The 16,582-nt window shown below is 63.8% G+C and carries 17 protein-coding genes and 1 pseudogene; 7 read left to right on the top strand and 11 right to left on the bottom strand.

All coding sequences use genetic code 11. From position 1 onward, the window contains the following. Positions 1–217: 217 nt before the first annotated feature. Both hemF and ACN6KF_RS14555 read right to left on the bottom strand, forming a co-directional pair. Positions 218–1,129, bottom strand: coding sequence for an oxygen-dependent coproporphyrinogen oxidase (hemF, locus tag ACN6KF_RS14560; protein WP_434957521.1), 912 nt, complete (start codon positions 1,127–1,129; stop codon positions 218–220). Between the two features lie 76 nt (positions 1,130–1,205). Beyond that, positions 1,206–1,685, bottom strand: coding sequence for a tRNA (cytidine(34)-2'-O)-methyltransferase (locus tag ACN6KF_RS14555; RefSeq protein ID WP_434957520.1), 480 nt, complete (start codon positions 1,683–1,685; stop codon positions 1,206–1,208). A gap of 310 nt (positions 1,686–1,995) precedes the next feature. On the opposite strand from ACN6KF_RS14555, the gene petA reads away from it, so the two are divergent. The 7 genes and pseudogenes from petA (at position 1,996) to ACN6KF_RS14520 (ending at position 9,630) form a co-directional block, all read left to right on the top strand. Further along, a complete protein-coding gene (gene petA, locus ACN6KF_RS14550) occupies positions 1,996–2,550 on the top strand; it encodes a ubiquinol-cytochrome c reductase iron-sulfur subunit (RefSeq protein WP_434957519.1) in 555 nt (184 codons plus the stop codon). A gap of 11 nt (positions 2,551–2,561) precedes the next feature. Next, positions 2,562–4,712 (top strand): annotated as a pseudogene (locus ACN6KF_RS14545) (cytochrome c1). A 171-nt stretch (positions 4,713–4,883) separates the two neighbouring features. Then, the gene (locus tag ACN6KF_RS14540) at positions 4,884–5,447 is read left to right on the top strand and encodes an adenine phosphoribosyltransferase (RefSeq protein ID WP_434957518.1); all 564 of its coding nucleotides are present in this window, start codon (positions 4,884–4,886) and stop codon (positions 5,445–5,447) included. A 228-nt stretch (positions 5,448–5,675) separates the two neighbouring features. Further along, positions 5,676–6,296: a 50S ribosomal protein L25/general stress protein Ctc gene (locus ACN6KF_RS14535; protein WP_434957517.1), complete on the top strand. Its 621-nt coding sequence runs from the start codon at positions 5,676–5,678 to the stop codon at positions 6,294–6,296. A 189-nt stretch (positions 6,297–6,485) separates the two neighbouring features. Then, positions 6,486–7,106 carry an aminoacyl-tRNA hydrolase gene (gene pth / locus ACN6KF_RS14530; RefSeq protein ID WP_434957516.1) on the top strand — a complete coding sequence of 207 codons (621 nt, stop codon included), beginning with the start codon at positions 6,486–6,488 and terminating at the stop codon, positions 7,104–7,106. Between the two features lie 202 nt (positions 7,107–7,308). Beyond that, complete coding sequence (gene ychF, locus ACN6KF_RS14525) at positions 7,309–8,406, top strand: redox-regulated ATPase YchF (protein WP_434957515.1); 1,098 nt, start codon at positions 7,309–7,311, stop codon at positions 8,404–8,406. Between the two features lie 183 nt (positions 8,407–8,589). Continuing rightward, positions 8,590–9,630 (top strand): LacI family DNA-binding transcriptional regulator, encoded by a 1,041-nt coding sequence (locus tag ACN6KF_RS14520; RefSeq protein ID WP_434957514.1) that lies wholly within the window; start codon positions 8,590–8,592, stop codon positions 9,628–9,630. A 22-nt stretch (positions 9,631–9,652) separates the two neighbouring features. Here ACN6KF_RS14520 and phnN read toward each other — a convergent pair whose 3' ends face one another. The 9 genes from phnN to phnG are packed head-to-tail and all read right to left on the bottom strand — an operon-like array spanning position 9,653 to position 16,563. Further along, entirely contained in the window at positions 9,653–10,258 is a 606-nt protein-coding gene (gene phnN, locus ACN6KF_RS14515) for a phosphonate metabolism protein/1,5-bisphosphokinase (PRPP-forming) PhnN (RefSeq protein ID WP_434957513.1), read from the bottom strand. Beyond that, positions 10,255–11,418: an alpha-D-ribose 1-methylphosphonate 5-triphosphate diphosphatase gene (locus tag ACN6KF_RS14510; protein WP_434957512.1), complete on the bottom strand. Its 1,164-nt coding sequence runs from the start codon at positions 11,416–11,418 to the stop codon at positions 10,255–10,257. The genes phnN and ACN6KF_RS14510 overlap by 4 nt, the downstream gene beginning before the upstream one ends. Before the next feature lie 15 nt (positions 11,419–11,433). Then, the gene (gene phnL, locus ACN6KF_RS14505; RefSeq protein WP_434957511.1) at positions 11,434–12,144 is read right to left on the bottom strand and encodes a phosphonate C-P lyase system protein PhnL; all 711 of its coding nucleotides are present in this window, start codon (positions 12,142–12,144) and stop codon (positions 11,434–11,436) included. Then, on the bottom strand, positions 12,141–12,923 hold the full coding sequence (gene phnK / locus ACN6KF_RS14500; RefSeq protein WP_434957510.1) for a phosphonate C-P lyase system protein PhnK: 783 nt from the start codon (positions 12,921–12,923) through the stop codon (positions 12,141–12,143). The genes phnL and phnK overlap by 4 nt, the downstream gene beginning before the upstream one ends. Further along, positions 12,920–13,390: a GNAT family N-acetyltransferase gene (locus ACN6KF_RS14495; RefSeq protein ID WP_434957509.1), complete on the bottom strand. Its 471-nt coding sequence runs from the start codon at positions 13,388–13,390 to the stop codon at positions 12,920–12,922. The genes phnK and ACN6KF_RS14495 overlap by 4 nt, the downstream gene beginning before the upstream one ends. Further along, a complete protein-coding gene (locus ACN6KF_RS14490; protein WP_434957508.1) occupies positions 13,387–14,358 on the bottom strand; it encodes an alpha-D-ribose 1-methylphosphonate 5-phosphate C-P-lyase PhnJ in 972 nt (323 codons plus the stop codon). The genes ACN6KF_RS14495 and ACN6KF_RS14490 overlap by 4 nt, the downstream gene beginning before the upstream one ends. Beyond that, positions 14,355–15,467 carry a carbon-phosphorus lyase complex subunit gene (locus ACN6KF_RS14485; RefSeq protein ID WP_434957507.1) on the bottom strand — a complete coding sequence of 371 codons (1,113 nt, stop codon included), beginning with the start codon at positions 15,465–15,467 and terminating at the stop codon, positions 14,355–14,357. Before ACN6KF_RS14485 ends, ACN6KF_RS14490 begins: the two co-directional genes overlap by 4 nt. Then, a complete protein-coding gene (phnH, locus tag ACN6KF_RS14480; protein ID WP_434957506.1) occupies positions 15,467–16,105 on the bottom strand; it encodes a phosphonate C-P lyase system protein PhnH in 639 nt (212 codons plus the stop codon). The genes ACN6KF_RS14485 and phnH overlap by 1 nt, the downstream gene beginning before the upstream one ends. Next, on the bottom strand, positions 16,105–16,563 hold the full coding sequence (gene phnG, locus ACN6KF_RS14475; protein ID WP_434959679.1) for a phosphonate C-P lyase system protein PhnG: 459 nt from the start codon (positions 16,561–16,563) through the stop codon (positions 16,105–16,107). Before phnG ends, phnH begins: the two co-directional genes overlap by 1 nt. Positions 16,564–16,582: the final 19 nt, after the last annotated feature.

Genomic DNA, 16,582 nt, shown 5'->3' with positions numbered 1-16,582 from the left:
GATCGACGCGCATCTGTCAGAGACATTGTGGCCCGATCTTGTCGATGGCAGCAACAGGCTGCGCTGCACGAGCGCAAAGTGCGGTTTCTCCGAACCCACTTTGCTCTAACTCACCATTTCGACGCGACTTTGCGATTTGAGGCGATTCCGTCAAATCGCAAAACGCTTTGGTTTAGAAGCAGGCTGCGGACCTTTCCGGGAAATTCCGCTTAGCGGGTCAAGGCCATTTCACCGTGGGTGGCATCGAGGACAGGATCGAGGAAACATTGCCGCCGGTCTTGAGGCCGAACAGCGTACCGCGGTCATAGAGCAGGTTGAATTCGACGTAACGCCCGCGGCGCACCAGTTGCTCGTCGCGTTCCGTCTCCGTCCAGGGCTTGTCGAAATTGCGCGTGACGATCTCCGGATAGATGGCGGCGAAGGCGGTGCCGACCGCCTGGGTGAAGGCGAAATCGGCCTGCCAGTCGCCGCTGGCCAGCCCATCATAGAAAATGCCGCCGATGCCGCGCGACTCATTGCGATGCTTGAGGAAGAAATAGTCGTCGCACCATTTCTTGTATCGGGCATAGTCCGCCACGGGATGGGCCTCGCAAGCCCGGCGCAGGGCGGCGTGAAAATCCTGGGTGTCCGGGTCTTCCTGCGTGCGGCGCCTGTCGAGCATCGGCGTCAGGTCCGCACCGCCTCCAAACCAGGCCTTGGTGGTCACCACGAAGCGGGTGTTCATGTGCACTGTCGGCACATGAGGATTCCAGGGATGGGCGATCAGGGAGATGCCGGAGGCCCAAAACCGCGGATCTTCGGCGGCACCGGGGATCTCGGTGCGGAATTCGGGCGAGAATTCGCCATGGACGGTCGAGCAATGCACGCCCACCTTCTCGAACACCCTGCCATGCATCATCGCCATCACGCCGCCGCCGCCGGGGCGGCCCGTGTGGTCGGTGCGTTGCCAGGGCGTGCGTTTGAAGTGTCCCGCTGTGGTGCCGGCCGGCGCTCGGGCCTGCGGCAACGCTTCCTCGATGGCCTCGAAGGCGGTGCAGATCTGATCGCGCAGCGATTCGAACCAGACACGGGCCTCGGCCTGATGGGCGGCGATCTCGGCGTAAAGTGGGGCGGAAGCGGGCTTTGTCATGCTGCCTCTATAGTCCGTTTCTACCAGCAGGCAATTGCGCAGGATCAATGACGGCCGGAGGAAGGCCGGTGTTCGATCAAGCAGAATCTGCCGGGGAAGGGAAGCCATCGGTCTGGCGCAGGGCCTCGCCGAGCACCATGGCGGCGGCGACAGCCACGTTCAGCGAACGCAACCCCGGACGCATCGGCACGATCACCCGCGCGTCGGCTGCAGCATGAACCATATCGGGCACGCCGGCCGATTCCCTGCCGACCATCAGGATGTCGTCCGGTTGAAAGACATGGTTGGGATGAGGCACCGCGCCCCTGGTCGTCAGCAACACCAGCCTTTGTTTGTTCGCGGCTCGCCATGCCTCGAAGGCCGGAAAGGAAATGTGGCGGTCTATGGCGAGGCGGTCGAGATAGTCCATGCCGGCCCGGCGGAAGGCCCGGTCCGAGACGGGAAAGGCCGCCGGCTCGATGATGGCCGCCTTTACCCCGAGGCAGGCGCATAGGCGCAGCATGGTGCCGGCGTTCTGGGGGATGTCGGGCTGGAAGAGGGCGAGAGTGAGGGGCATTCGGGTTTTCGTGGCGGAAAGCGAAGAGTGCCTTCATAGGACACCTGCCCGGCATCGGGCATGGAGAATCTGCATGATTGGCGTTGATGTCATGCGACATAGCGCCATTTGCGGGCTGCACGATCTAGACAACTTCGCAACAGAGTGGCATGAGCCCCTTGATAAGGTTTGCCCCAGTTTCGCCGCGATCCGGTTTTGCGCGGCTGGGGTGGCCGAGATTTGGCAGAGTTGGATGGTGCGGGACTGATGCGTCCGGTTCCTCCATCATCCCGGCGGTGGCCGGGATGCGACGTATGAGAAGGATCGATCCGTGTCAGTCACGAACGAACACGCCGCAGAGCCCACTCGTCGCGATTTCATTTACATTGCCACCGGCGCGGTCGGTGCTGTGGGTGTCGCTGGCGCAGCTTGGCCTTTCATCAGCCAGATGAATCCGGACAAGGCAACCATCGCGGCGGGCGTGCCGGTCGAGGTTGACCTGACCCCGATTCCCGAGGGGCAGTCGGTGAAGATCTTCTGGCGTGGCAAGCCGATCTTCGTTCGTCACCGCACCAAGGCTGAAATTGCTGCGGCCGAGGACGTCAAGCTGGGGGATCTGAAGGACCCTCAGGCCGATGCGGACCGGGTCAAGAAAGATCAGGCGCAATGGCTCGTCGTGGTCGGCATCTGCACGCATCTGGGCTGCATCCCGTTGGTCAACGAGGGGGCCTATCATGGCTGGTTCTGCCCCTGCCATGGTTCGGTCTACGATACCTCGGGACGCATCCGTCAGGGTCCGGCTCCGCTCAACCTGGAAGTTCCGCCCTATAATTTCGAGAGCCCGACCAAGATTATGATCGGCGCCGAATCGAACGCACAAGCTTAAGGTCACAATTCATGAGCGGAACCTCGACCTGGACTCCGAAATCCGGCCTTGGACGGTGGTTCGAGAGCCGCCTGCCGATCGGCGGGCTCGTCCACTCCTCGTTCATCGCCTATCCCACGCCGCGTAACCTCAATTATATGTGGACCTTCGGCGCCATCCTCTCCTTCATGCTGGGTGCGCAGATCCTCACGGGCGTGGTGCTGGCGATGCACTACGTCTCCGATTCGAGCCTGGCCTTCACCTCGGTGGACCTGATCCGTCGCGACGTGAACTGGGGTTGGCTAATCCAGAAGCTGCACGCCAACGGCGCCTCGATGTTCTTCATCGCCGTCTATCTCCACATTGCCCGCGGCATGTATTATGGCTCCTATAAGGGCCCCCGCGAGGTGCTGTGGCTGCTCGGTGTCGTCATCTTCCTCTTGATGATGGCGACCGGCTTCATGGGCTATGTGCTGCCCTGGGGCCAGATGTCGGGCTGGGGTGCTACCGTCATCACCAACCTGTTCTCCGCCATTCCCGTGTTCGGCAAGTCGATCGTGACCTGGCTGTGGGGCGGGTATTCGGTGGGCAATCCGACCCTGAATCGCTTCTTCTCGCTGCATTATCTGCTGCCGTTCATGATCGCCGGCGTCGTCGTGCTGCATATCTGGGCGCTGCATGTGGTCGGCCAGAACAATCCGACCGGCGTCGACATCAAGTCAGACAAGGACTCGGTACCCTTCACGCCGTATGCGACGCTGAAGGATGCCTTCGGCATCGCCTGCTTCCTCGTCTTCTTCATGTATTTCGTGTTCTACATGCCGGACTATCTGGGTGATCCGGAGAACTACATCACCTTCGATCCCGGCAAGACGCCCGCGCATATCGTGCCCGAATGGTACTTCCTGCCCTTCTACGCGATCCTGCGTTCCATCCCGGACAAGCTGCTGGGCGTCATCATGATGTTCGCCGCGATCGTCATGCTGGCGCTGCTGCCCTGGCTCGACACATCGAAGGTGCGCTCGGCGGTCTATCGTCCGGTGTTCCGCTGGGTGTTCTTCATCTTCGTGGCTATTTGCATCGGCCTCGGATGGATCGGCTCGCAGCCGCCGGAAGGCTCGAAGGTACTGATCGGCCAGATTCTGACCGCGCTGTACTTCTCCTACTTCCTCATCGCCCTGCCGTTGCTGGGGTTGTTTGAGCAGACCAAGCCGGTTCCCGCTTCGATCGCCGATGCCATTCTGGCGAAAACGGGCGGCATCCCCCTGCCGGCCGCAAACACCGCCGAATCGCAAAGCAAGGGCTGAGGGGCGAACGAGATGATTGAGATGTTCAAACCTTCACGTGTGGCCGGCCTGGCTGTCGCCCTGGCCACCCTGTTCGGCGCTGCCGGTCTGTCCCAGCCCGCCTGGGCGGAGGGCGGCGAGCAGCCGACCCGCCAGCAGTGGAGCTTCGCGGGTCCATTCGGTCGCTATGATCAGGGTCAGCTGCAGCGTGGCTTCAAGGTCTATCGCGAAGTCTGCTCGGCCTGCCACAGCCTGCATCGCGTTGCCTTCCGCACCCTGTCCGATCCCGGCGGCCCCGGCTTCACCGAGGGGCAGGTGAAGGCGCTTGCTGCCGAATACACCGTCATGGACGCGCCCAACGACAAGGGCGAGGTCCTCGAGCGCAAGGGCCGTCCGGCGGATTATTTCCCGCTGGTCTATCCGAACGATCAGGCTGCCGCCGTCGCCAACAATGGCGCGGTGCCGCCGGACATGTCGCTGCTCGCCAAGGCGCGTGGCGTGAAGTCCGGCTTCCCCGGCTTCGTCTTCGACATCTTCACCCAGTACCAGGAGCAGGGGCCGGACTATATCCATGCCCTGATTACCGACGGCTATCTGAAGGACGATGAGAAGCCACCCGAGGGTGTCACCGTTCCGCCGAACGGGCATTACAACAAGATCTTCGGTGCTTCGATCGGCATGGCCAAGCCGTTGGCCGATGGGCAGGTTGAATATACGGACGGCACGCCGCAGACGGTGGATCAGTATACCCACGATGTCGCGGCCTTCCTGGCCTGGGCCGCCGATCCCTCCCTTGAAAAGCGCAAGCAGACCGGTTTCGTGGTCATCATCTTCCTGATCGTGCTGGCCGGCCTGCTCTATTACACCAAGAAGAAGATTTGGGCCGACGCTCATTGAGGGCTTTGAGCCAGACTTGATTGACGAAGGCCGGGGATCGTCGATCCCCGGCCTTCATTATTTTAATCGGCTGTCTGTGAAGGGGAAGGCGGGCCTTTCTGCACCAGCCCGGCCTCGACTCTTGGGCAAGGGCGTGGTCTTTTTCGGCATCGAATCCGCGGAAGGCAGACTATGACCGCCAAGACAGAACTCTCGGGCTCGACGGCCCGCATCCTCAAGGACGCGATCCGCACCATTCCGGACTATCCCAAGCCGGGAGTGGCGTTCCGCGATATCACCACCTTGCTGGGGGACGCCTGGGCCTTCCGGCGTGCGGTCGACGAACTTGTCCAGCCTTGGGCGGGTGCCAAGATCGACAAGGTTGCCGGGATCGAGGCGCGTGGCTTCATCCTGGGAGGGGCTCTGGCCCATCAGCTTTCGTCCGGCTTCGTGCCTGTGCGTAAGAAAGGCAAGCTGCCGCACGAAACCGTGCGCATCGCCTATTCCCTGGAATACGGCCTCGACGAAATGGAGGTCCACAAGGATGCGGTGAAGCCGGGCGAACGGGTCCTTGTCGTGGACGATCTCATTGCCACCGGCGGTACAGCGGAAGCGGCGGTCAAGCTGTTGCGTGAAATCGGTGCCGATGTCCTGGCGGCGGTCTTCATCATCGACCTGCCGGACCTGAAGGGGGCCGACAAGATCCGGGCGCTCGGCGTGCCGGTCCACACACTGGTATCTTTCGAGGGGCATTGAACGGGGGGCGTCTCTTGGAGCGCGGACATCACAGCCCCATGAAGTCATGGGGCTGTGATGTCCGCGCTCCAGGCACAACTGGCACAAGGCATATCGCGCTTCTTGCATTTCGCCCCCGATACGTCTATGAGAACGCCGTTCCGCGACCAGACACCCCTGGAGGCAATGCGGGACGACCGAACCGGCCGCGCCAGCGGCCTTTTTCTTTGAACAACCTAGGAATACACAATGTCCGTGAAGCAGATTTCCGCCACGGCTCGCACGCAAGTGGGCAAGGGGGCCGCGCGTGCCGTTCGTCGTGAAGGCAAGGTGCCGGCCGTGATCTACGGCTCCGGCAAGCCCCCCGTTTCCATCGCGCTCGATGCCAAGGAAACCAACCGGCTGGTTTATGCCGGCCACTTCCTCACCACCGTGTTCGAGATCGAGGTGGATGGCAGCAAGACCCGCGCTATTCCGCGCGACTATGCTCTCGACCCGGTGAAGGACACCGTCGAGCATGTCGACTTCCTGCGCATCGATGCCGGCTCGCGTCTGCGCGTCGACGTTCCCGTCCATGCCGTCAACGCCGCCACCTCGGTGGGTGTGAAGCGTGGCGGTTCCGTCAATATCGTGACGCATTCGCTCTCGGTTCTGGCCCCGGCCGACAAGATCCCCGATTCGATCGATGTCGACGTTGCCGCTCTCGACATCAACGATTCGATCCACCTCTCGCAGATCAAGCTGCCGGAAGGCGTTTCCTACGCCGGCCAGGACGATGCGACGCTGGTTTCGATCCTGCCGCCGGCCGGTGAAGAGGTTGCTCCCGAAGCCGAAGTGGCTGCCGAGCCTGCCGACGCCGCCAAGAAGTAATCCGGCTTCGAATATTGCTGCGATGGCCGGGCTCGTCCCGGCCATTCGCACAAGAGCGTTTGGCGATTCGACGGAGTCACCTAGAACCGCAAAGACGCTCTAGCCAATCCGTTGGATTGGCCTGGAAACAAGGAGCTAGAGCAAGAGAGCGTATCCGCTTAAACGCGCTTTGCTCTAGTGGGGGCTATCATGCGTCTTTTTGTCGGGCTCGGTAATCCGGGCGCCAAATATGCCGGCAATCGTCACAATATCGGTTTCCTTGTCATCGACGAGATGGCGCGGCGCCACCGTTTCGCGCCCTGGCGCGCCCGCTTCCAGGGCCAGATCAGCGAAGGCAGCATTGGCGGCGAGCGTGTCATGCTGCTCAAGCCACAGACCTATATGAACGAAAGCGGGCAGTCGGTTGGCGAGGCCATGCGCTTCTTCAAGATCGGTCTTACCGATCTCACCGTCTTTCACGACGAACTCGATCTGGCGCCCGCCAAGCTGCGCGTGAAGGTCGGCGGCGGCAATGCCGGTCATAATGGCTTGAGATCGATCACCGCCCATTGCGGCAACGACTATCGCCGCGCTCGGCTCGGCATCGGTCATCCCGGTGACAAGGCGCTGGTGCATCATTTCGTGCTCAGTGACTTCGCCAAGGCGGAGTGGCCCTGGGTCGAGGATCTGTGCTCCGCCTGCGCAGACGCGGCACCGCTGCTGGCGAGCGGGGAGGAGGCGAGCTTCCAGAACAAGGTCCACCTGTTCATGGAGGCAAGGGGACACGGTGCGACCAAACCGGCTTCATCTGCATCATCCACGAAGGGGTGAAGCAGATGAAGCCGGCAAGTGTTTGAAGTCTTGCAGATCAAACGCGGTCTGCATTGGCTCGCAGGGGCTTGAAGAATCGGCTGGACGAGCCGTCCGGCTCGGCCGAGCCATTGACGTTGCGCTGCTTCCTATCTACCCAGCGCCTTAACGGATTTCGTCGGCGGCAAAAGCGCGCCGGCTACAAGATGAACGAGCGATCACCATGGGTTTCAAATGCGGAATTGTCGGCCTGCCCAATGTCGGCAAGTCGACCCTGTTCAATGCGCTGACGCAGACGGCGGCGGCACAGGCGGCCAACTATCCCTTCTGCACCATCGAACCCAATGTCGGTGACGTGGCGGTGCCGGACGAGCGCCTGGAGAAGCTCGCGGCCATTGCCAAGTCCGGCACCATCATTCCGACTCGGCTGACCTTCGTGGACATTGCCGGCCTGGTGCGCGGCGCCTCCAAGGGTGAAGGGCTGGGCAACCAATTCCTCGGCAATATCCGCGAATGCGATGCCATCGCCCACGTGGTGCGCTGCTTCGAGGACGGCGACGTCACCCATGTCGAAGGCAAGATCGATCCGGTGGCCGATATCGAGACCATCGAGACCGAACTGATGATCGCTGACCTCGACAGCCTGGAGCGTCGCATGGTGGCGCTGGAGAAGAAGGCGCGCAGCGGCGACAAGGAGGCCAAGGAAAGCCTCGACCTGATCAACCGGGCGCTGGTGTTGCTGCGTGAGGGCAAGCCGGCTCGCCTGGTCGACGTCAAGCCGGAGGAACGCCGGGCCTTCGACATGCTGCAGCTTCTTACCGCCAAGCCGGTCCTCTATGTCTGCAATGTCGAGGAGGCCTCTGCCGACAAGGGCAATGGCCTGTCCGAAAAGGTGAAGGAGCGTGCTGCCGAGGAAGGCGCCAAGGCGGTGGTGGTATCGGCCAAGATCGAGAGTGAGATCGCCATCCTGCCGCCCGAGGAGCAGAAGGACTATCTCGACGCCATCGGCTTGAGCGAACCGGGTCTCAACCGCGTCATCCGCACCGGCTATGAACTGCTCGACCTCGTCACCTATTTCACGGTGGGGCCGAAGGAGGCACGGGCCTGGACCATCACCAAGGGCATGCGCGCCCCGCAAGCCGCCGGCGTGATCCACTCCGATTTCGAGAAGGGTTTCATCCGTTCCGAAACCATCGCCTATGCCGACTATGTCGCTCTCAACGGTGAGGCGGGCGCCAAGGAAGCCGGCAAGTTCCGGCTGGAAGGCAAGGATTATGTGGTCGTCGACGGCGATGTTCTGCATTTCCGCTTTGCGACTTGAGCGCAAATGGATTGCGCTCGGTTCGAAGATCTTGAAAGACCTTTGACACCTGGTCGATCCGGCGTAATTTAATATCAATACGTCAATTGGCAGCCTTCAATGAAGGGAGCCAATTGACAGAAGAAAATCGATTTATCTGTGTTATCATCGCGTGAGTGTTCGTTCGTGACAGGGGCGGGGGCCATGCAATCCAACGAACCGCCGCGCAAGATACCGGGTGAGCGGGCAACTATTCATGATGTTGCCCGGCTTGCGAATGTCTCGCCTGCCACCGTTTCCAAAGTGCTCCGCGGCCTCGGCGCAGTGAAGGCCGAGAGTGTCGCGCGTATTCATGCCGCCGTTCGGGAACTTGGCTTTCGGGTGGACCCGCTGGCTGCCAATCTGCGCCGGTCGCGCCGTTCGATCGTCGGGCTGATCGTCCCGGACTTCCGCAATCCGTTCTTCGGTTCCATGGTTGCCCATTTCGAGCGTCTGGCGGAGGGCAGCGGCTATCGTCTGGTGACCGTTTCCAGCGCCGAGAAGGCCGAGCGGGAGGCCGCCCAGACCGAGGCGCTGCTCGACTGGCGCGTCGCCGGCATGATCGTCGTGCCGACGGATGGGCGCCCGGCGGCGGAAGGCTCGCTGCTCGATCAGAAGGTCGCCACGGTCCTGCTCGATCGCGTCCCGGACGAGACCGGATTCGATCGCGTCAGCGTCAACAATATCGAGGCCAGTGCTGCAGTCATCCGCGAACTCGTGGCCCTGGGACACCGGCGCATCCTGCTCGGGCCCTCCTCTCTCGACCTCACCAATATGCGCGATCGCGTCAACGGCGCGATGGCAGCGGCACACCAGGCGGGCGTCGCCGATAATGTCGAAGTTCTGCTGTGTGGTCCCGATGTCGCATCGGCCATGGAGGCCATGGCTGCACGTTTCGACAGGGGAGAGTTGCCGACGGCCGTCTTCGCGCTCTATAGCCCTGCTACGCTCGCGGCCCTGCGGGAAGTGGAGCGACGGGGCCTCGTCATGCCCAGGGATCTGTCGGTTGTGGGCTTCGACGACATCGAATGGATGCAGGTGACCCACCCGCCGATCGCCGCGGTGATACAGCCGGTGGAGGCGATCGCCGAAGTTGCCTGGGCCCAGCTCATGCAGCGCCTGGCGGAACCCGGCGAGGCGCCTCGGGCCGTCGAAGTGCCCTGTCAGCTCGATTTGCGGGGATCGGTTGCCGGCCCGCGAGCCTGAACGCCCAATAGGCCGATCCAGCCTACTCCACCGCCTGAGCTTGGCCCGAAAGTTCGGCCTGCAGATGGGCGATCAGCCTGTCGATCGCCGCTTCCACCGGTCCGTCGTTGCTGATGATGAGATCGGGGGCGAGGGTGTCCTCGCGATCGATCTTGCGAGCCAGGCGCGCCCGGATCATCTCTTCGCTTTCGCGGCCGCGGGCAGCCAGACGCTGGGCGATGATCTCGGCCGGTGCGGTGATCAGCACCACGCTGAGGCCGGCGAAGCGCTGGCGCGCCTCCGGCAGGCTGGAACGGGAGAGATTGCAGACGGCGTGGCGGCCCTCTTCGGTTGCCAGCCGCACCTCAAGGGGCAGGGCGTAGCTGAGGCCGTGGGCGCGCCAGGAGAGCGAAAAACCACCCTCGGCCTCCAATTCGGCAAAATGCTGCTCGGTCAGGGTCTCGTGATCTTCCGCCGAATTGCTTTCCCGCGTGATGACGCGCCGCGGGAAGATCAGGCCGGGATGGCCGGCGAAATGGGCACGGGCCGCATCGATCAGCGTATCCTTGCCCGCGCCGCTCGGTCCGACGATGGCGATCAGTTTGCCGAACCGAGGTTTGGGCTGGATCAAAGCGGGTTCGTCGGTCATGCCGCGATCTTGCCCTCGTTCCAGACGCGGCGGATGATCGGCGTGGTGCTGGAGCCCGAGGCAACCTGGGTCACGCGCACCAGATCGGCCCGCCGTCCTTTTTCCAACCGACCGCGATCGTCGAGGCCCGTGGCGCGGGCCGGCGTATCGCTGACCATGCGCACGGCGGCCGGCAGATCGATCGCGGGCACCCGCTCGGGCAGCTGGAAGGCGGCCAGGAGCAGGCTGGCGGGCACATAGTCGGAGGAGAGGATGTCGAGCACACCCTGGCCGGCAAGGTCCGCCGCCGCGATGTTGCCGGAATGGGAGCCACCGCGCACGACGTTCGGCGCACCCATCATCACGCTGATACCGGCGGCGTGGGAGGCGAGGGCGGCCTCGAGCGTGGTCGGGAATTCGGCAATGGCCACGCCATCGGCCACGGCTTCGTCCACATGGGTCGCGCTCGCATCGTCGTGGCTGGCGAGCACGATGCCATGTTCGCGCGCCAATGCCACCAGATTGGTGCGGCTGTGCGCAGCAAAGCGGGCATGCCTGTCGAGCTTGGCCTTGATATAGCTCTCGACATCGGTCTCCCCGCGCGCACGGCGTGGAAAGTAGAAGCTCATCCAGGTTTCGAGATCGCGAAACTGGCGCTGGCCGGGCGTATGATCCATCAACGAGGCCAGATGAACGGGGTAGAGTTCCCGGAATGCCTGGAAGGCGGTGAGGACATCGTGCGTGGCGAGCTCGCAGCGAATATGGGTGCGATGCTCTACGCGCAGATGGCCGTGCTGGCGTGCCTCTTCCAGGGCCCCGGCCAGGGCCGTGCCCTCCTTGGAGATCGTGCCCTCCTCCGTCTCGGAGCCGAGGCGGATGGAATCGAACACGGTGGTGATGCCGGCGGCGGCGATCTGGGCGTCATAGGCCATCACGGCGCTGAGGGCATGCCAGCGCACCGAGGGGCGCGGCGAGTAATGAGCTTCCAGATGGTCGGTATGAAGTTCCACCAGCCCGGGCAGGATATGGTCTCCCGCCATGTCCAGGCCTTTTTCCGGCGCCTCTCCCTCGCCCATGTCCACGATGCGGCCCTTGTCGACCGCGATCCAGCCCTTGTCGATCACATGATCCGCCAGGACGAGGCGGGCGTTTGAGAGAACAAATTGCTCAAGATCAGGCATGATTGAAATGTCCGTTCAGGCGGCAAGTGAGGTTGCGGAAAACTGGGTGACGTCGACCACGCGGTCTGCGACTCGCTCGCGCACATCCTCATCATGAAAGATGCCGACAATTGCGACGCCATTTTGTTTCTTGGCGGTGATGAGCTCGACGACGACGGCCCGGTTGGCCGCATCGAGCGAGGCGGTTGGCTCGTCGAGGAGCAGGAGGGGCCGGTCGGATGCGAGGCCGCGCGCAATGTTGACACGCTGCTGCTCACCGCCCGAGAAGGTTGCAGGCGGCAGGCGCCACAGTCGTTCCGGCACGTTGAGCCGGTGGAGCAGGTCCTGGGCGCGCCCAATGGCCGCGTCCTCGGCCATGCCGGTTTCCCGCGCCGCCTCGGTGACGATGGCGAGGGCCGAGACACGCGGGATGACACGCAGGAACTGGCTGACATAGCCCATGGTGCGTCGGCGCAAAGCAAGGATACGCCGAGGTTCGGCTGTGGCGATATCCACGGCGTCTTCGCCTTCGCGCAGCAGGATCGATCCCCTATCGCAGCGGTAGTTGCCGTAAATCATCTTGAGGATCGAGGATTTGCCGGCTCCGGACGGACCGCCCAGCACGACGCATTCACCGGGGGCGACGGTGAAGCTGACATCCTGCATCACGCCGATGCTCTGGCCACCCTGGAGATGCAGGGTGAAGCTCTTGGAAACGCCTTCGAGGGTAAGGATGGGGGAGGTCATGCTGCCAGCACCGAAGAAACCAGGAGTTGGGTGTAGGCCTCGTGCGGGTCGTCGAGGACCTGGTCGGTCAAGCCCGTCTCGATCACCCGGCCCTGCCGCATCACCATGATGCGATGCGATAACAACCGTGCGACAGCGAGGTCGTGCGTGACGATGATGACCGCGATACCTGTTTCGGCGACGAGGCCGCGCAGGAGGTCGAGCAGGCGAGCCTGCACCGAAACGTCGAGGCCGGAGGTCGGCTCGTCCATGAAGACGAGGCGGGGGCGGGTGACGAGGTTGCGGGCGATCTGCAGGCGCTGCCGCATGCCGCCGGAGAAGCTTGCCGGCGTGTCGTCGATGCGGTCGGCCTCGATCTCCACCCGGCCGAGCCAGTCCAGGGCCGATTCGCGAATGCGGCCATAGTGCCGGGCGCCGACGGCCATCAGGCGCTCACCGACATTTGCGCCGGCCGAGACGCCCATCCGCAGCCCGTCGCGGGCATCCTGGCGCACGAAGCCCCAGTCAGTGCGCAGCAGGAAGCGACGCTCCGCCTCGCTCAGCGAGAAGAGGTCGCGAGCGGCGCCGTCGCGCATGCGATAATGCACAGAACCGGCGGTCGGTTCGACTTCACTGGACAGGAGACCGAGCAGGGTCGATTTGCCCGATCCGGATTCGCCCACCACGGCGAGAACCTCGCCCTCATAGAGGTCGAAGGAGACGTCGGCACAGCCCAGGCGCGTGCCATAATGCTTGGTCAACCCGCGTGCCTGGAGCAGCGGGGAATCGTTGAAGGTCATGCGACTTTCTCCGGCAAGGATAGGCGGAAGGACACGCCGTGACGCTCGAAACCGAGTGAATCGTAAAAGGCATGGGCGCCGGTATTGTGCAGGCTGGAGGCGAGAATGGCCTTGTAGCAGCCCTTCTCCTGCGCCAGGCGGAAGGCGGCCTGCAGCATGAGGCGGCCAATGCCTTCGCCTTGCTTGTCGGAAGCGATCACCACGTTCTCGATCACGGCGAAAGGGGTGCCGCGCCGGGCGAGGTTGTCGACCGCCATCAGGCAGAAGGTGCCGATGATCCTGCCGTCCTGTTCGACGACATGGAGCGTGTAATCGGGATAGAGGCCGAGGCGCTGGAGCTTGTCCTCGGCCTCCTCGAGCGTCAGGACGTTGTCGCCGTTGAAATCGGGCTGTCCGTAAAGGGTGAGCACGGCGGGCAGGTCCGCCTTGCCGCCGATGCGCACGGATAAGGAAGGGATGGCGCTCATGGTGCGGTCTTCCCGGCTTCGGCCGGCAAGGGCGAATTCGCACCCTGGCCGCTCAGTGTTTCGGGCGCCGTGCCCAGCATCGCGCCCCTGTGTCCCTCTGCCCGCCTGGTCTCGCAATGGTCGGTGTCCGAGCAGACGAACATGCGGCCGCCGCGATCGTCGAGGACGACCTCGTCGAGATAGACGCCTTGCGCGGCGCAGAGGGCGCAGGGCTGCTTGAAGCGCTGCACGCTGAAAGGATGATCCTCAAAATCGAGGCTCCTCACCCGAGTATGCGGCGGCACAGCATAGATGCGCTTCTCGCGCCCGGCACCGAAGAGCTGCAGCGCCTCGCAATCGTCGATCTTGGGATTGTCGAATTTCGGCGTCGGCGAGGGGTCCATGACATAGCGCCCGGCGACTTCCACCGGATAGGCGTAAGTGGTGGCGATATGGCCGTGGCGGGCGATGTCCTCGTAGAGCTTCACATGCATCAGGCCGTAATCGGCGAGGGCGTGCAGCTTGCGGGTCTCGGTCTCGCGCGGCTCCAGGAAGCGCAGCGGCTCGGGGATCGGTACCTGGTAGACCAGAACCTGGTCGGGCTTGAGCGGAGCCTCAGGCACGCGGTGGCGTGTCTGGATGATGGTGGCGTCCTGCGTCGCGGTAGTGGTGGCAACGCCGGCCGTCTTGGCGAAGAAGCGGCGGATCGAGACGGCATTGGTGGTGTCGTCGGCGCCTTGGTCGATCACCTTCAGCACGTCGTCAGGGCCGATGATGGCGGCCGTCACCTGCACACCGCCGGTGCCCCAGCCATAGGGCATCGGCATCTCGCGCGAAGCGAACGGCACCTGATAGCCGGGAATGGCGATGGCCTTGAGGATCGCCCGGCGGATCATGCGCTTGGTCTGTTCGTCCAGATAGGCGAAATTGTAGCCGGCCTCCGCGGGGATGCGCTCGCTGCCGGTGGGCAGGGCCTGAGTCTCGATCATGCTGCGTCCTCCTGTCCGACTTCGGCCAGTGCCGCCTTGCGGCGTTCGGCATGTTCGGCCCGCAGGCGCCGGACCAGGTCGAGTTCGGCCTGGAAGTCGACGTAATGGGGCAGTTTCAGATGCTCGACGAAGCCGGTCGCCTGCACGTTGTCGCAATGGGACATCACGAATTCTTCGTCCTGGGCGGGCGCAGTCATCTCCTCGCCGAATTCGCGCGCCCGGAGCGAACGGTCGACCATCGCCATGGACATCGCCTTGCGCTCGGCCTGCCCGAAGACCAGGCCATAGCCGCGCGTGAATTGCGGTGGGGCCTCGGCAGAACCAGCGAATTGATTGACCATCTGGCACTCGGTGACGGTGATCGACCCCATCGGCACGGCAAAACCGAGCTCCTCGGGCACGAATTCCACCTCCACTTCTCCCAGACGGATCTCACCGACAAAGGGATGGGTGCGGCCAAAGCCGCGCTGGCTGGAATAGGCGAGCGCGAGGAGAAAGCCCTCGTCGCCTCGGGCCAGCGCCTGCAGCCTGAGGTCGCGCTCGGCCGGGAAGGACAGGGGCTCGCGGGTGAGGTCGCCCACCGGGCGTTCGGGATCGGGATCGGCGTTGCGTTCGATCAAGTCTTCGCCGCCGAGCAGGTCGCTGACGCGTGGCGTCTTCTCGTCCGTGGCGGGTTTCTCCCGGGGCGGTTCGATTTCGGCACCGGCCGCTAGCATGAAGTCGAGCAGGCGGTGGGTGTAGTCGAAGGTCGGGCCAAGCACCTGGCCGCCGGGCAGATCCTTGAAGGTTGCCGAGATACGGCGGCGGATGGCCATCTCGTCGGTGTCCACGGGCACGCCAATGCCGAAGCGCGGCAGGGTGGTGCGATAGGCGCGCACCAGGAAGATCGCTTCGACCAGGTCGCCGCGGGCCTGCTTGATCGCCAGCGCCGCGAGGTCACGATCATAGAGCGAGCCCTCCGCCATCACACGGTCGACGCCCAGCGTGAGCTGTTCGCGGATCTGATCGGTGGCAAGATCGGGCACCGCCTTGTCGCCGCGCCTGACATGGGCGAGCAGGCGATGGGCATTGTCGATGGCTTCCTCGCCACCCTTGACGGCGACATACATCAGGCTGCTCCAACTTTCTTGTCTGCTCCAAGAATTTTTGACGAGCGCGGCAGGGCGGCGATCTTGCCCGGCGCCGTGAAGACGAGGTCGACGCCACGCGGGAAGGCCGCGTGATTGGCGGCAAGCTGCCGGGGCAGGCCGGAGGGGAGCGGAGCAAGCACCAGGCCGGCTTCTTCCCGGCTGCTCTCGGCCTTGATGCCGGGGCCGGTGAAGACGAGATCGTGGCCGGGTTCGAGCCGCTCGATAGCGATCAGCAGCGTGGTCGAGCGGTCGGGATATTCGTCGCTGCCCTGGGCGAAATGGGCAAGATCCGGACAGGCAGCCACGTCTGCGATCAAGGCGAAGGCCGCCTCCTGCGGATCCTCCGTCAGGCGGGCTCCGGTATGGAAGGTGAGAAAGGCGCGCACCGCCGGTGCCTGCAGCCTTGCATCGAGCCAGATAGGGGCCTCGTGATCGGCCAAGGCAAGGGCAAGGGCGGCCAGTTCCGGCGTCAGCGGCGCCGGCGGTGCGAGGTTTGTTTGGAGGGACAGGGGACGGGCGGGACGGGCCAGCGCATTCATGCAGGCCCGGAAGACCGCCTGGGATTCGAGCGCGGCATTGGCGAAGCCGGGCGCGAGGTCCAGTGCAAGGTTGGTCATCAGTCCTCTCCTCGTACCATGGTGAAGAAATTGACCCTGGTTGCCGCTGTTTGGCGGGCTGAAACCTCCGCATCGGCCGCGAGGCGGGCTGCGACAGGACGCAGCGCCCGCTCCACGGCATCGCGGCGGGGCTCGTCTTGCCAGAGTGCGTCGATCAGGGCGGCGGCGCTGGCCTTGGTGCGATCGCGGCCGAGATGATAGGCAAAGCCGATCGGCCCGTTCTCCAGCCGGACGGTGGCACGCGAGGTGCTCGCTTCCCCCAGGTTGAAGGCGCCACCGTCGCCGCCGACCTTGCCCTGCAGCATGACGAGGCCTGTTGCGGCTGGTCGCAGCGTCACATGGGCCGGAAGCGGGGCCAGGGCCGAAAGAACATGATCGAGTTCGGGGCCGGTAGCATGGGCGCACAGGCGCATGACGGCTTGGCGCGCCTTCACTCCGGCAGCCGGATTGGCTGCCATCTGGCGATGACGATCTGGA

The sequence above is a fragment of the Labrys methylaminiphilus subsp. lupini genome (assembly GCF_051161885.1).
GTDB lineage: Bacteria > Pseudomonadota > Alphaproteobacteria > Rhizobiales > Labraceae > Labrys.
Note: the sequence above shows the minus strand (reverse complement) of the source record. Positions and strands in the feature narration are given on the sequence as shown.

Bases quoted from the DNA above. Each gene is read 5' to 3' on its own strand.
- hemF (WP_434957521.1), bottom strand. From the start codon at position 1,129: ATGACAAAGCCCGCTTCCGCCCCACTTTACGCCGAGATCGCCGCCCAT.
- ACN6KF_RS14555 (WP_434957520.1), bottom strand. From the start codon at position 1,685: ATGCCCCTCACTCTCGCCCTCTTCCAGCCCGACATCCCCCAGAACGCC.
- ACN6KF_RS14540 (WP_434957518.1), top strand. From the start codon at position 4,884: ATGACCGCCAAGACAGAACTCTCGGGCTCGACGGCCCGCATCCTCAAG.
- ACN6KF_RS14535 (WP_434957517.1), top strand. From the start codon at position 5,676: ATGTCCGTGAAGCAGATTTCCGCCACGGCTCGCACGCAAGTGGGCAAG.
- pth (WP_434957516.1), top strand. From the start codon at position 6,486: ATGCGTCTTTTTGTCGGGCTCGGTAATCCGGGCGCCAAATATGCCGGC.
- ychF (WP_434957515.1), top strand. From the start codon at position 7,309: ATGGGTTTCAAATGCGGAATTGTCGGCCTGCCCAATGTCGGCAAGTCG.
- ACN6KF_RS14520 (WP_434957514.1), top strand. From the start codon at position 8,590: ATGCAATCCAACGAACCGCCGCGCAAGATACCGGGTGAGCGGGCAACT.
- phnN (WP_434957513.1), bottom strand. From the start codon at position 10,258: ATGACCGACGAACCCGCTTTGATCCAGCCCAAACCTCGGTTCGGCAAA.
- ACN6KF_RS14510 (WP_434957512.1), bottom strand. From the start codon at position 11,418: ATGCCTGATCTTGAGCAATTTGTTCTCTCAAACGCCCGCCTCGTCCTG.
- phnL (WP_434957511.1), bottom strand. From the start codon at position 12,144: ATGACCTCCCCCATCCTTACCCTCGAAGGCGTTTCCAAGAGCTTCACC.
- phnK (WP_434957510.1), bottom strand. From the start codon at position 12,923: ATGACCTTCAACGATTCCCCGCTGCTCCAGGCACGCGGGTTGACCAAG.
- ACN6KF_RS14495 (WP_434957509.1), bottom strand. From the start codon at position 13,390: ATGAGCGCCATCCCTTCCTTATCCGTGCGCATCGGCGGCAAGGCGGAC.
- ACN6KF_RS14490 (WP_434957508.1), bottom strand. From the start codon at position 14,358: ATGATCGAGACTCAGGCCCTGCCCACCGGCAGCGAGCGCATCCCCGCG.
- ACN6KF_RS14485 (WP_434957507.1), bottom strand. From the start codon at position 15,467: ATGTATGTCGCCGTCAAGGGTGGCGAGGAAGCCATCGACAATGCCCAT.
- phnH (WP_434957506.1), bottom strand. From the start codon at position 16,105: ATGACCAACCTTGCACTGGACCTCGCGCCCGGCTTCGCCAATGCCGCG.
- phnG (WP_434959679.1), bottom strand. From the start codon at position 16,563: ATGGCAGCCAATCCGGCTGCCGGAGTGAAGGCGCGCCAAGCCGTCATG.